The organism is Terrabacter sp. P2_E3, assembly GCF_056403915.1.
In genome coordinates this window covers 1-13,210 of the sequence record NZ_JBFUEN010000014.1, presented here as the reverse complement: position 1 = coordinate 13,210, position 13,210 = coordinate 1, and the positions used below count along the sequence as shown (strand labels likewise).

Here is a 13,210-nt window from a genome sequence, read left to right as displayed (position 1 = left end):
TTGAGTCTACGTCACTCCGCGGGTCTCCGTGACGTAGCGTTCCACCCACCGGCGCGTCTCGTCGTCAGGAGTGGGCCATCCGGCCGCCCGGGCTCGTCCCGCGTCACCCTCCCGGAGCCTGGCGTCGGCGTCGGTGAGCAGGCGGTCCACCTCGGCTGCTACCGCGGCCGGGTCCCCCACGGGGACAAGAGAACCCGCGTCCCCGACGAGGTCGAGCAGACCGCCCGTACGGGTCACGACGACCGGGAGCCCAGCCGCCATCGCCTCCTGCACGACGAGCGCCCGGGCCTCCCAGCGGCTCGTGAGGACGAATACGTCCGCCGCCCGCAGCCACTCCGACACATCGGTGCGCGCCCCCACGAACCGGACCTTTGCCCTCGCGTCCTCCCCCTGCCGTATGCCGTCCGCCTCCTCCTCGAGACGGGCACGGAGCCGATCGTCGCCGTCGCCGACGACGACCCACGTGGCGGCGGCGTCGGAGCGCCGCGCGGCCGCGAGGAGGGTCGGGAGGTCCTTCTGGGGCGCGATGCGCGAGACCGTGAGCACGACGGGGCGGTCGGTCGGCAGGCCGGCTCCGGCCAACAGGGCGGCGCGTTCGGTCGGCTCGAGGGCGGCAGGACGCTCCAGCAGGTCGGCGACCGCGGCGGAGGGCACGAGGGCGAGCTCGGTGCGCCGGGCACCGAGGGCGTCTGCGAGCTCGACGAGGTCGGCGCTCGCGCCCGTCACGAGGTCGGCTCGGTGCAGGGACCACGCGACCAGCCGCCGGGCGGCGGACGCCGCGGCGCGCGCGACGGGGGAGCCCTGGACCGGCGGGAGGTCGTTGTGGAGAGAGACCACGAGCCGCGGGCGTGGCCGCGCGCGGGCGACGGCCACGGCAGCGACGACGGCGGCCTGGTGGCCGTGCGCGTGGACGACGTCGACCGTGCCCGCCAGGCGCATGATGCGGTGCCAGTCCACGAGACCACGGGGTGCGCGTACCCCGCCGTGGACCGGCCAGAGCCGGTGGGCGTCGGCCCAGTCGAAGGCCCGCGCCGTCGACTCCGCCGTCACGACCTGAACGTCGTGCCCCTGCCCACGAAGTCCCGTGAGGAGGGCGTCGACGTGCGCACCCACGCCACCGGCCGCGTGTCCGAGCACCATGAGCACCCTCATCGCGTCTCCGGAGGCGCGGCCGGGTGCGGGTCCTGCTCGCCGGCAGGGGCGGACATCGGCGCGGACGAAGGGGCGGTCATGGACGTCGGCGAGGTCGCGGCGGTCGGTGACGGCCGCCGCAGCCGGGCGACGACCGAGCGGTCGACGAGGAGCACGACGACGACGAGGGTCACGGTGGCCGCGAGCGCCACGGCGACGCCCTGCGCGGCGGCGACGAGGAGTCCGTCCGCGGTCCAGAGGCCGCCGAGCCACCAGCCGAGGATCGCGGCTGACGCGGCGCCGAGCAATCCGGCTGCCACGGGGCGCGCCGGTACGGTCAGGGCCGCGCGGCCCCAGCTCCGCGCGACGAGGACCGTGAGCGCGACGGCCCCGGCCACGAGCCCGACGCTGGTGCCGAGGGTGAGAGCGCGCACGGTCGTCGCGGGTCCGGCCGCGCCTCCGAGGGCCACGAGCGGGACGACGGTCGTCGCGAGCCACGCGACGGCGACCACGGCGCCCGCGACCCGGGCACGGCCTCGCACGTAGGAGGCCCGGGTCAGCAGCCCGATCGCGCAGAGGCCGACGATGCCCGGGGCCACGAGCACGAGGGCGTCGGGGATGGCGGACAGGGCCACGGCCCCGTTGCCGTCCGCTCGCCCGGCGTCGAGCAGGGCGAAGAAGGCGCCGACCGGTCGGGCGACGGCCACGAGCAGACCCCCGGCCAGCAGACCGGCCAGGAGGGTGGCGAGCCACGTCCGCCGCAGCACGTCCACGGCCGCGGACCCCGGCGCGGAGGTCGGCGCGGAGGCCGGCGCTGCTGATCCCGCGTCCGGCTCGGGCCCGCCGGCTTGCGCGCTCCCCGCCAGCGTCGGGAAGGCCGCGGTGGCGAGCGGGACGGCGAGGACGGCATACGGGAGCAGGGAGACGGCCTGGACGTAGGTGTACACGTTGAGCGTCCCGGGGCCGCCGCGGTCGTTGGCGAGGCGGATGAAGACGAGCGTCGCCAGCTGCTGTCCGGCGACGGCGAGGAGCCCGGCGACCGCGAGCCGCCGGACGCGGGCGGCGACGCCGTGCGGGAAGTGTGTCGTCACCGTGAGGTGGACCCCGGCGCGACGCACCGGAACGAGGAGCGGCAGCGACAGCGCGACGACCCCGAGGGTCGTGCCCACGGCCAGGATCGTGGTCGCGCCCGCGGGGACCTGCGCGATCGGGGCGGCCGGGTCGGTGGCGACGGCGGCGTAGGCCACGTAGGTCGCGATGACGACGAGGCTCGACATGAGCGGGGCGATCGCGGCCGCGACGAACCGGTGGTGAGACTGGAGCACACCGCCGAGCACGATGCCGACGCCGTAGAGCGGGATCTGGATCGCGAAGACCCGCAGCAGGTCGGCGCCGAGGCCCACCCCGCCGGGACAGGTGTCGCCGGCTCCGAGCAGGCCCCGCGCGATCGGCTCCGCGGCAAGGGCCACGACCAGGCCCAGCGGCACGAGCACGACGAGCACCCACGTCAGCAGCGCGGAGGCCGTGTGGTCGGCCTCGATCCGGTCGCCGCGGGCCAGTGCGCCTGCCACGAGAGGCACGGCGACCGCCGCGAGCACTCCCCCGGCCGCGATCTCGAAGAGCACGTTGGGGACCGCGTTGACCGACTGGTAGACGCTCCCGACGCAGGTCGCACCGACGGAGTGGGAGAAGACGAACCATCGTCCGAAGCCGACGACCCGGGCGACGAGCGTGATCACCGCGATGGTGCCTGCGGCGGCGAACAGCCCGCGCCGTGAGACGGGCCCGCCCCCTGCGCTCCGGTCGGTCATCGGGGGGCCCGGCCCCACTCATCGAGCCGGCGCAGGGCGGGGTGGGCCTCGATGACCCGGGTGAAGCTGACGCGCTCCGAGGCGAGCGTCAAAGCCGCGAGGCCCGTCAGGGCGACGACCCGGCCCACGAGCCCGGTGCGCTCGACGAGCGCGAGACCGACGAGCGCCCCGGCGGCGTTGGCACCCGTGTCGCCGAGCATGGCGGTGGCGCGGAGGTCGTCCCGGACGACACCGAGCGAGGACCCGACGGCGGCGGCCGCGGGCACCCCTCCCACGAGCGGGAGACCTGCGACCACCGTGACCTTGAGCGCCCGTCCGGGGCGCAGGTCGAAGAGGTTGACGGCGTTGGCGGCACCGGCGACCACGGCCCCGCCGACGAGGGTGGCCAGCAGTCCGGGACGGGAGGGACGGCTCGCGTCGGAGAGCGCCGCGCCGACCAGCCCGGTGACGCCGAGACCCACGATCTTGACCGCGCCCGTCGTGACCTCGCCCCGTGCCAGCGCACCGAGGTGGCCCTTGAGACCCTTGTCGGACGCGCCTCCGGCGAGGTCGTCGAGCGCCCCGAGGGCACCTGCGGCGACGGCGACGACGCCGGAGCTCATCGACCTGCGGCTCGCTCCCTCGGTCAGGCGCGAGGCGACTGCCGCTGCAGCGGCACCGGCAACAGCGCCTGCCACGGCGCCGCCGACCCAGGCCGGCCCCTCGAGCAGGGTGACCGGGTCGCCGGCGTGGTTGGTGCGCTCCCAGGGCTGGCGGAGGTCAGGGGGCGCCGCTCGGCCGAGACGCAGGACCGCCCACGAGGCCGCCGCCGAACCGAGCAGGGCAGCCAGTGACGCGGCGGCGGTCGAGTCCGCGCGGCGGCTCGACCTCACGGAAGCACCCGCGGGACGGTGGCGGTGGCGCCGGCCGCGACGCCGTAGTGTCCGACCCGCTCGTCGAGGGCGTCCTCGACGGCGAGGACCACCGTGGCAGGTCCGTCACCGGCCCGGGCGTGGTCGACGGTGGAGACGATCCCGGCCGTCTCGGACTTCTCACGCACGGCCTGGACGGCGTTGGACGTCACGGGCTGGCCCGCCGCTGCAACCGTCTCGCCGCTGGCGACGACGGTCGACCGGGTCGAGCCGGCGAAGGAGGTCACCAGCGCGCGGATGGCGTCGGAGCGGGACTCGACGACGGACTCGGTGCCGGCGTAGTCCGCGGACACGACGACCGCGAGGTCGGCAGGCGCGAGGTCGGCCACCGAGCTGTCGACGAGGTTGGCGTCGACGAGCACCTTGAGCGCGGCGGTGCGCTGGGCCGAGGTGCCGGTGTCGCTCGTCGACACGACGAGGTCGGTGAGCACCTGCACGAGCAGCTCGTCGCCCGTCGCGGTCGACCCGACCCCGAGGGCCGACGCGGCTTCCTTGGCCGCCTGTGCTCGGTCGGAGGCCTGGCTGGGGTCGAACCAGTCGGGGCTCAGCGTCACCGTGCCCGTGAGGCCGGCGCCGCTCTGGGTCACGACACCCTCGAGGTTCGTGGTCATCGTGCCGTCGGCGGAGGGCAGCACGACGACGACCGCGCGGTGACCGGACAGTCGGCTCTTGACGACCCGTTGCTGCACGGCGGTCGCGTACTCGTCGGACGCGTCGACGAGCTTCTCGCTCGTCGTCAGCTTGTCGTTGAGGGCCTGCTTCTCGGTGCGCAGCGCGGAGACCTGGTCGCTCAGCTGGTTGCCGAGGTTGGCCTGCAGGGGGCCGGCCCCGAGCACGATGCCCACCGCGAGGGCGAGGAACACCGAGATGATCGAGACGAGGTGGTAGCGGAAGTCGATCACGTGAAGATCCCAACGATGGCGGTCCAGAGGTCGTCCCAGCGGGCGGCGAGGACCTGCAGCCACGCCTGCCCGGCCGGTGTCGACGCGAGGGCTGCGAAGAAGGCGAGCACGCCCGCGAGCAGCATCGTCACGAGCAGCCGGCCCGGGATGCGGGCGCGGTAGAGCTGGCTCACGCCCTTGGCGTCGACGAGCTTGCTGCCGACGCGCAGGCGCGTGAGGAACGTCGACGCCTGCCCGTCGCGACCCTTGTCGAGGAACTCGACGAGGGTGACGTGGGTACCGACGGCGACGATGAGCTCGGCACCGGAGTCGTCGGCGAGGAGCATCGCGACGTCCTCGCTCGTGCCCGCGGCGGGGAAGACGACCGGCGTGATCCCGAGAGCCTCGACCCGTGCGAGGCCGGGGGCACGCCCGTCGCGGTAGGCGTGCACGACGATCTCGGCGCCGCAGCGCAGCGCCTTGTCCGAGACGGAGTCCATGTCGCCGACGATGAGGTCGGGCTGGTGGCCGGACTCGAGGATGGCGTCGGCGCCGCCGTCGACCCCGATGAGGATCGGGCGGTACTCACGGATGTAGGGCCGCAGGGTCTCGAGGTCCTCGCGGTAGTGGTAGCCGCGCACGACGATGAGGCAGTGCCGGCCGTCGAGCTGGGTGGTGATGGGGGGCACGCCGATGCCGTCGAGGAGGAGGTCGCGCTCCTTGCGGATGTACTCCATCGTGTTCGTCGCGAAAGCCTCGATCTGCACGGCGAGTCCGGCCCGCGCCTCGTGCATCTGGGCCTGGACCGCCTCGACGTCGAGCAACGTGCCCGTCGCGACACGGGTCTCCCCCGACCACAGGTCGGCACCGTCGAGGCGTAGCGTCTGCCCGTCCGTGAGCGCCATGACCTCCGGGCCGGCGGCGTCGAGCACGGGGATGCCGGCCTCGACGAGGATCTGGGGTCCGAGGTTCGGGTAACGACCGCTGATCGAGGCGCTCGCGTTGACCACGGCGGCGGGGCGCACGGTGACGAGGGCGTCCGCGCTCACCTTGTCGAGGTCCGCGTGGTCGATGACGGCGATGTCGCCCGGCTGCAGCCGCTTCGTCAGCGCCTTGGTGCGCCGGTCGACGCGCGCGGTGCCGACCACGCCGGGACCGGTGTCCCGGGCGCGCGAGCGACGTCGGATGGAGAGGGCCATGATGGCCTCAATCGTGCCACGTCGGTGGGTCGGCGACCCCATCGGTCCGGGCCGTGGCGCACGGCTCGGGACGACACTCGGGACGGCCTTCGGGAACGAGGTCCAACGGCTGCGCGGACCGCAGGACGGTGCCGCGGACGGGACTCAGACGCGTGAGCCGCTGCGGGCGGCCGGCCGCGTGCCGACGCGGGCACCGCTCGTCTGCTCGAGCAGGTCGCCGGCGTGGGCCAGCCCGGCCTCGGAGTCGGGGTCGCCGCCCATCATCCGCGACAGCTCCCGCAGCCGGGCGTCACCGTCGACGACGCTGACGCTGCTCGAGGTGATGCGGCCGTCGTCGGCCTTGTGCACGACGAGGTGGCGGTCGGCGAACGCTGCGACCTGGGCGAGGTGGGTGACGACGATGACCTGGGCGTGCTCGGCGAGGGCAGCCAGCCGGGCACCCACGTCGAGGGCCGCCCGCCCGCCGACACCGGCGTCGACCTCGTCGAAGACGAACGTTGGTGGTCCGCTCGCCGCCTCGCCCGAGGCGTTGCGTGAGCCGACGACCTCGAGCGCGAGCATGACGCGGGAGAGCTCACCGCCCGAGGCGGCCCGCGCGACGCTGCGCGGCGTGGCTCCGGGGTTGGCCGCGAGCAGGATCTCGACGTCATCGATGCCGTGTCGGGCCAGCCGCACGCGGTCGCCGTCGGGCAGGGCCACACCCTCGGGGTCGGTGCGTCGGCGCAGCTCGACGTGGACGACGGCCTTGCCCATGGCCAGGTGCGAGAGCTCCTCCGAGACGCGGGTGCCGAAGTCGTCACCGGCGGCCCGGCGAGCCTCGGACAGCGAGAGGGCGGCCGCGACGACGGACGACTCGAGCTCGGCCACCTCGACGCCGAGTCGCTCGACGCGGTCGTCGGCGGTCACGAGCTCGTCGAGGCGAGCGGCCCCGCGGCCCGACCACTCGAGCACCTCGTCGACGGTCTCGCCGTACTTGCGCGTGAGGACCCCGAGGGCGGCCCGCCGCTCCTGCACGTAGCCGAGCCGCTCGGGGTCGAGATCGACGTCCTGGAGGTATGCCGTGAGGTCGGCCGACAGGTCGGTCACGAGCGTGCCCACCTCGTGCAGGCGCTCGTCGAGCCCGGCGAGGGCCTGGTCGTGCGCCGTGGCCGGGCCGAGCGCACCCCGCGCCGACCCGATGAGGTCACGGACGTTCGGAGCCGGCTCGGCGGCATACTCGTCGCCGCTGAGATCTGCGAGTGCCTGGGCTGCGGCCAGGCGGAGCGTGTCGGCGTGCGCGAGGCGCTCGTCCTCGGCACGCAGCGCCGCGTCCTCGCCCGGCTGGGGGTCGACGACCTCGATCTCCTCGAGCGAGGCGGTGAGCGAGTCGATCTCGCGGGCGCGCTCGCGCGCCTCCGAGACGAGGCGCTCGTGCTCGCGGGCCGACGCACGCCAGCGGTCGTAGAGCTCGCCGACGCGGTCGCGGAGAGCCGTGAGTTCGGGACCCCCGAAGTCGTCGAGCACGACGCGGTGGGCATCGCCCTGCTTGAGCCGCCACTGGTCGGCCTGCCCGTGCACGGCCACGAGCATCTGGCCGAGCTCGGCGAGCACGGAGACCGGCGCCGTGCGACCGCCGACGTGGGCGCGCGACCGGCCGGCCGCGGCGATGGTGCGGGCGATGACGAGCTCGCCGTCCTCGTGGTCGGCGCCCGCCTCGTCGGCCCGGACGAGGGCCGGGTGGTCGAGGGGCAGCTGCACGACACCCTCGACGAGCGCCGAGGCCGAGCCGGTGCGCACGAGGCCGGAGTCGGCGCGCTCGCCCAGCAGCAGGCCGAGCCCCGACACGACCATGGTCTTGCCGGCGCCGGTCTCACCGGTGAGCACGTTGAGCCCGGGGCTCAGGTCGAGGACGGCGTCGTCGATGACACCGACGCCCCGGATCCTCATCTGGCTGAACACGGGTCCACCTTAGGGCCGGGCACCCTCACCGCCGTCGACGTCGTCCACGGGCGAGGCGGTGTCGCCGTTGCCGCGCCACCCGGCGACCGAGAGGTCGAACTTCGCGACGAGACGGTCGGTGAACGGTGCGCTCGTCAGCCGGGCGAGACGGAGCGGGCGCAGCCCACGGCGCACCTCGATGCGGGCTCCCGGAGGGAGGTCGACGTGACGCCGGCCGTCGCACCACATGACTCCTGCGCCCTCGGTGGCCGCCTTGATCTCGACGGCCAGGTGGGTGTCTGGGCCCAGCACCAGCGGCCGGGCGAAGAGCGCGTGGGCCGCACTGGGGACGAGGAGCATGGCCTCGACCTGCGGCCAGACGACCGGCCCGCCGGCCGAGAAGGCGTATGCCGTCGACCCCGTCGGCGTGGAGACGATGACGCCGTCGCAGCCCCAGCTCGACAGCGGTCGACCGTCGACCTCGACGGTGACCTCGAGCATCCGCTCGCGGGCGGCCTTCTCGACGCTGACCTCGTTGAGGGCCCAGCTGCTCGCGATGAGGTCGCCGTGCAGCTTCGCGTCGACGTGGAGCGTCATGCGCTCCTCGACGGCGTAGTCGTTGCTCGCGATGTGCTCGACCGTGGCGTCGAGGTCGTCGCGCTCGGCCTCCGCGAGAAAGCCCACGTGGCCGAGGTTGACCCCGAGGAGCGGCACGTCGACGCTGCGGGCGAACTCGGCGCCGCGCAGGATGGTCCCGTCGCCGCCGAGCACCACGACGAGGTCGCACCCCTCCGCGACCTGCTCCTCGGCGGACGCGATGTGTACGCGCGAGCTGTCCTTGAGGTCGAGGGCCTCGGCCTCGTCGGCCTGGAGGGACACGTCGATGCCGAGATGGGTGAGACGTTGCACGACGCCCTTGGCGACCGTCAGCGCCTCGGGGCGCCTCGGGTGGGCCACGAGCAGGATGCGGCGCGTCACGGGACTCCTTCCAGGTCGACGGCCTCCAGCATGTCATCCACCGCCGTCACCGAGGCGCCCGGCACGGGTCTCGGGGCGAGCCAGAAGAGGAACTCCCGGTTGCCGTCGCCCCCCGCGATGGGGCTGGCCGTCGCACCGTGCAGGTGCAGGTGGAGGTCGGTCGCGACCTGGGCCACGTCACGCAGCACCCGACGGCGCTCGTGCGGCGAGGTGACGACTCCTGTGCGGCTGAGCCGCTCGCGCCCCACCTCGAACTGCGGTTTGACGAGGACGACGACGTCGCCGTCGTCGGTGACGAGAGGTCGCATGGCGGGCAGGGCGATGGCGAGCGAGATGAAGCTGAGGTCGGACACGACGAGGTCGAAGCGGCCGCCGAGCGCCTCGGCGTCGACGTCACGGATGTTGGTGCCCGGCAGGTCCCGCACCCGCGGGTCGGCGCCGATCGACACGACGAGCTGGTCGTGCCCGACGTCGAGGGCCGTCACGTGGGTGGCACCGCGCTCGAGGAGCACCTGGGTGAACCCACCCGTGCTCGCCCCGACGTCGAGGCACCGTCTGCCGTCGACAGGGACCGGCCACGTGTCGAGGGCGTGGAGCAGCTTGACGGCCGCGCGCCCCACCCAGCGGTCGGGCTCACGCGTCAGCTCGATGGCCGACGAGTCGTCGACGGGCAGGGCGGGCTTGCCGGCCGGGCGACCGTCGACGAGCACCACGCCGGCGGTGACGAGCTCACGGGCCTGGGTGCGCGATCGGGCCAGGCCGCGGGCGACGAGCTCGACGTCGAGACGTCGCGTCACGCGCCACCCAGACCGCCGAGGCGGCTCTGCAGGCTCCGGTGGGCGTGCTCGCCGGACTCGATGCGCTCGGCGAACGACCCGGCCTGCGACTCGGCCAGACGCATCATCGCCTCGTCGACCGCCTGGTCACCCGTCAGGGGCGGGGTGGGCACGTCTGGCGTCGCGTCCAGCGGGGCGTAGGGCACCTCGGCCGTCGCGGTGTCGTCGTCGGTCCGGCGCTCGTCGTCCTCGCCGTCCTCATCGGTGAGGTCCTCGAGGTCGTCTCCCGACACGTCCGCATCGCTGACGTCGTCGGACTGGTCGTCTGAGTCGTCCCACTCGTCGACGGCGTCGTCGCTCGCGTCGACGTCCGAGTCCATCGGGTCGAGCTCCTCCGCGACCTCGAGCGGTTCGCCGGACCCGAGATCGTCGCGTCGAGGGTCGCTGTCGCCGAACATGTGCTGCCTCCGTGCCGAGTGGTTGGTTCGCCTGCGGTCACGCTACCGGGTCGAGGTCGGTGAGTCGTCGAGCAGGCGGTCGAGCGTCGCCGCCGCCCGACGCAGGTGCGCGGAAGGCACTCCCTCGTCGCGCGACGTCAGCAGGGCCGCCAGGCCCGCTCGCACCACCTCGATGGGGCCCGCGCTCCCCCGCTCGATGACGAGGTCCTCGCCGTCGAGGGCCACCCGGGCGGCGCCGCAGCGCCAGCCGCCGGCGTCGGCCACCGGGGCGGCATACGGCATCAGGAGCTCGGCGAGGGAGGCGATGACGTAGGTGGGCGACGACTCGCTCGCCACGACGTCGGAGGGTCGGTCGACTCCTGTGAGAACCCACGCCGAGTCGAGGCCGGTGGCCTCGGCGCCGACGATGTCGGTGCCGATCCGGTCGCCGACTGCGAGCGTCCTGGCAGCGACGGTGCCGAGGCGCTCGAGGGCGAGCCCGTAGAGCGGCGGGTGCGGCTTCCCGACGACGTCTGGACGTCGCCCGAGCACGGCGACGAGCAGCTCGATGTAGGCGCCGTTGCCCGGGGACTGCCCCCACGGCAGCGGCAGCGTCGCGTCGTCGTTCGTCGCGACCCACGGCAGGCCGGAGGAGAGGAGACGGGCCGCCGTCTCGAAGTCGCGCACGCGCAGCTCCTTGCCGAAGCCCTGGAGCACGGCCGCGACCTCGTCTGGTCCGGAGCGGGCATGGTCACGGGCGGCGGCCACGGGGACGAGGCCTGCGTCTCGCAGCGCCTCGACCACGCCCTCCCCACCCAGCGCGAGGACGGCGGCTCCCGGTGGGAGGTCGGTGGCGAGCCGGGCGGCCCCTGCCTGAGCGCTCGACACGACGTCGGATGCCGTCGCGGGAGCACCGAGGCCGGCGATCTGGGTGGCCACCTCGATCGGGACGCGGGAGGCGTTGTTCGTCGCGTAGACGACTCGGATCCCCCGAGCCACGATGTCCTGCAGGGCTTTCGGCGAACCCGGGACGGCATCCGCTCCGCGGTAGACGACACCGTCGAGGTCGCACACCACCCCGTCGTAGCCCGCGACCAGGGGCTGCGTCGATGTTTCCGTGTCCATGCGTCCTCCTGGGCCAGACCCTACGTCGGGAGCCGTCAGCGAGACCCGTCGGTCCGGAACGCAGAACGGGCCCGACCGAGGAGGTCGGGCCCGTTCCGGGTGGGGTACTCAGCGCTCGTCGTCACCGTCGGCGTGGGCGTCGTCGTCCGCGTCGTCGTCCGCGTCGTCATCCGCGTCGTCGTGGTCCTCGTCGTCAGCTTCCTCGTCGTCGTCCTGGTCGTCGGAGTCGTCGTCCGCGTCGACGTCGTAGAACTCGGGGCTGTCCTCGTCCTCGTCGCCGAGCAGATCGGTGACGTCGACACCGTCGAGCTCCTCGAGCCGCTCCGCCGCATCGGTCGTCAGCTCGTGGTCGGCATCCGCCGCCCGGGCGAACCAGTCACGTGCGACCTCGAGGTCGCCGGCGGCAAGCTTCGCGTCCGCGTAGGCATAGAAGAGCCGCGCCGCCGACGGGCGGTTCGGGTTGATCCGCTTGACCAGGTCGCTCAGACCGGCGACGGCGGCATCGAGCTGACCGAGGTCACGGCGGATCCCGGACACCACGATCGCCAGCTCGACACGGTCGTCGATCGCCAGGTTGGCAGCCTCGTCGGACTGGGCGAGCTCGAGCGCCTTGTCGTGGCGTCCGAGGGCACGCTCGCAGTCCACCATGAGCGGCAGCAGGTGACTCGAACCCGAGAGCCGGCGGACCGTGCGGAACTCCCCCAGCGCCCGCGCCCAGTCGCCGAGTCGGTACGCAACGAGACCGAGGGACTCACGGGCCGCCGGGACGCGTCCGGCGCGGCGCACGGCGGTCTCCGCGTGGGCCAGGGCTGCCTCGGGCTCGACGTCCAGCAGCTCAGCCACCATGACAAGGTGCTGGGCGACGCCCTCGGCGTTCTCCTTGGAGAGCGTGCGCAGCTGGTTCTTGACGCCCCGGTCCACCTCGTGGCCCGTGACACCCTCGCGGATGGCGGGCTCGGGCTTCCTCGGGGACTTCGGGGTCAGCCGAGCGCCACCGCGACGGTCGTCGTCCTGGGGACGACCCGATCCCCCTCGGGGGCGGTCGTCGAAACGTCGGGGACCACGGTCGCTGCCGCCGCCGGAGCGACGGTCGTCCGAGCGGTAACCGCCACGGTCATTGTTACCGCCGGAGCGACGGTCRTCSGAGCGGTAGCCACCACGGTCACTGCTGCCGCTGCTCGAGGGGCGGTAACCGCCGCGGTCACTGCCGCCGCCGGAGCGACGGTCGTCCGAGCGGTARCCRCCACGGTCATTGCTGCCGCCGCTGGAATGACGGTCGTCCGAGCGGTAGCCACCACGGTCATTGCTGCCGCCGCTCGAGGGACGGTAACCGCCGCGATCGCTGCCGCCGCCGGAGCGACGGTCATCGGAACGGTAGCCACCACGGTCGCTGCTGCCGCCGCCCGAGGGGCGGTAACCGCCGCGGTCCCTGTCGCTGCTGCCGCCGGAACGGCGATCGTCGGAGCGGTAGCCACCACGGTCACTACCGCCGCTGGAGCGACGATCATCCGAGCGGTAGCCTCCGCGGTCATCTCGACGCGGCCCCGACGATCGGGGTGCACCCGACCGGGGAGCCCCTGAGCTCCGGCCGGCGCCACTGCCTCGTGCGGGACCTCGCTGTCCGCCGTCGCGGTCGCGTCGGTCGCCTCGGCTGTCGTTGCCGTCCTGGTCACTCATGTTCATCATCCTTCCGCGCCGACCGCGGTCGGCGCCACCTCTGGTGTCGTCGAGCACAAAAAGAAAGAGCGCCCCAGTCGGATCAATGAAGTTCCGTCTGGGGCGCTCTGACAAAGTGTGTCCGGCTGCGTCCTACTCTCCCACACCGTCACCAGTGCAGTACCATCGGCGCTGAAGGGCTTAGCTTCCGGGTTCGGAATGGAGCCGGGCGTTTCCCCTTCGCTATGACAGCCGAAACTCTATGGAGATATCAATCAGTGGGTGGTGTTCCCGTTTGTATCTCGGGAACCGCACAGTGGACGCGTAGCATCTTTGTAAGTCAAGTTATCGGCTTATTAGTACCGGTCAGCTCCACACATTGCTGTGC

11 protein-coding genes and 1 rRNA gene are annotated in these 13,210 nt (G+C 73.5%); all 12 read right to left on the bottom strand.

Features of this window, described 5'->3' with window-relative positions; all coding sequences use genetic code 11:
- Positions 1–6 precede the first annotated feature (6 nt).
- Positions 7–1,152, bottom strand: a complete 1,146-nt coding sequence (locus tag AC1DW8_RS17715; protein ID WP_478095348.1) for a glycosyltransferase family 4 protein — start codon at positions 1,150–1,152, stop codon at positions 7–9.
- Positions 1,149–2,870 carry a lipid II flippase MurJ gene (locus AC1DW8_RS17710; RefSeq protein ID WP_478095347.1) on the bottom strand — a complete coding sequence of 574 codons (1,722 nt, stop codon included), beginning with the start codon at positions 2,868–2,870 and terminating at the stop codon, positions 1,149–1,151. The genes AC1DW8_RS17715 and AC1DW8_RS17710 overlap by 4 nt, the downstream gene beginning before the upstream one ends.
- A gap of 68 nt (positions 2,871–2,938) precedes the next feature.
- Positions 2,939–3,814, bottom strand: a complete 876-nt coding sequence (locus tag AC1DW8_RS17705; protein WP_056826910.1) for a hypothetical protein — start codon at positions 3,812–3,814, stop codon at positions 2,939–2,941.
- A complete protein-coding gene (locus AC1DW8_RS17700; RefSeq protein ID WP_056776370.1) occupies positions 3,811–4,755 on the bottom strand; it encodes a copper transporter in 945 nt (314 codons plus the stop codon). Before AC1DW8_RS17700 ends, AC1DW8_RS17705 begins: the two co-directional genes overlap by 4 nt.
- Positions 4,752–5,933, bottom strand: a complete 1,182-nt coding sequence (gene steA / locus AC1DW8_RS17695; RefSeq protein ID WP_056777686.1) for a putative cytokinetic ring protein SteA — start codon at positions 5,931–5,933, stop codon at positions 4,752–4,754. Before steA ends, AC1DW8_RS17700 begins: the two co-directional genes overlap by 4 nt.
- A 144-nt stretch (positions 5,934–6,077) precedes the next feature.
- Positions 6,078–7,871: a DNA repair protein RecN gene (recN, locus tag AC1DW8_RS17690; protein WP_082619818.1), complete on the bottom strand. Its 1,794-nt coding sequence runs from the start codon at positions 7,869–7,871 to the stop codon at positions 6,078–6,080.
- 9 nt (positions 7,872–7,880) lie between these two features.
- Positions 7,881–8,828 (bottom strand): NAD kinase, encoded by a 948-nt coding sequence (locus AC1DW8_RS17685; protein ID WP_056776368.1) that lies wholly within the window; start codon positions 8,826–8,828, stop codon positions 7,881–7,883.
- The gene (locus AC1DW8_RS17680) at positions 8,825–9,625 is read right to left on the bottom strand and encodes a TlyA family RNA methyltransferase (protein ID WP_478095346.1); all 801 of its coding nucleotides are present in this window, start codon (positions 9,623–9,625) and stop codon (positions 8,825–8,827) included. The genes AC1DW8_RS17685 and AC1DW8_RS17680 overlap by 4 nt, the downstream gene beginning before the upstream one ends.
- Complete coding sequence (locus AC1DW8_RS17675) at positions 9,622–10,062, bottom strand: hypothetical protein (RefSeq protein ID WP_056776361.1); 441 nt, start codon at positions 10,060–10,062, stop codon at positions 9,622–9,624. Before AC1DW8_RS17675 ends, AC1DW8_RS17680 begins: the two co-directional genes overlap by 4 nt.
- Before the next feature lie 42 nt (positions 10,063–10,104).
- Positions 10,105–11,166, bottom strand: a complete 1,062-nt coding sequence (locus AC1DW8_RS17670; protein WP_478095345.1) for an HAD-IIA family hydrolase — start codon at positions 11,164–11,166, stop codon at positions 10,105–10,107.
- A gap of 108 nt (positions 11,167–11,274) precedes the next feature.
- A complete protein-coding gene (locus tag AC1DW8_RS17665; protein WP_478095344.1) occupies positions 11,275–12,087 on the bottom strand; it encodes a tetratricopeptide repeat protein in 813 nt (270 codons plus the stop codon).
- 875 nt (positions 12,088–12,962) lie between these two features.
- A 5S ribosomal RNA gene (gene rrf / locus AC1DW8_RS17660) occupies positions 12,963–13,079 on the bottom strand.
- Between the last annotated feature and the right edge of the window lie 131 nt (positions 13,080–13,210).